This is a genomic window from Streptomyces achromogenes subsp. achromogenes (assembly GCF_000720835.1).
In the GTDB taxonomy this organism is placed as follows: domain Bacteria; phylum Actinomycetota; class Actinomycetes; order Streptomycetales; family Streptomycetaceae; genus Streptomyces; species Streptomyces achromogenes.
The window spans coordinates 1-421 of the sequence record NZ_JODT01000101.1 but is presented as its reverse complement, the minus strand read 5'-3'; the positions used below and the strand labels follow the sequence as shown (position 1 = coordinate 421).

General features: G+C 67.9%; 2 pseudogenes. Both read left to right on the top strand.

From position 1 onward, the window contains the following. A pseudogene (locus IH25_RS0136880) lies at positions 1-229 on the top strand (hypothetical protein); the annotation flags it as partial. Beyond that, positions 226-421, top strand: a pseudogene (locus IH25_RS0136875) (hypothetical protein); the annotation flags it as partial. The pseudogenes IH25_RS0136880 and IH25_RS0136875, both read left to right, overlap by 4 nt.

Genomic DNA, 421 nt, shown 5'->3' with positions numbered 1-421 from the left:
CACGGGACCGGCCCTGTCAGCAGACCCGAATCTCGACGACACGCACGTGTGCACGCTGCCCGCTGACTGGCGGCCGCCGGGCGACACGGCAGCCATCGCAGGTGACGGCTACGGGTTCGGTGAAGCCCGCGTCGAGGCTGACGGACAGATCTATCTGCGCGCATGGTCGCCCAACGTGTCCATCGGCACGAACGCCAACGTGCGGATCACCGCGGGATTCGTCCAGTGATCGCGCCGCCGTACCGGCTGCTGTTCACTGACCTGCGGGGAGATCAGGTTCTGGACACGCTGCCGGTCCAGGGTGTCGCTCTCGATGACTTCATCGGCAAGACGGGATCGATGCGCGGCACCGTGCCCATTCCAAACCGAAAGGTTGCCGACCGCGCGCGCCGCGCCCTGGTCCCGGGGCGCACCGGTGTGT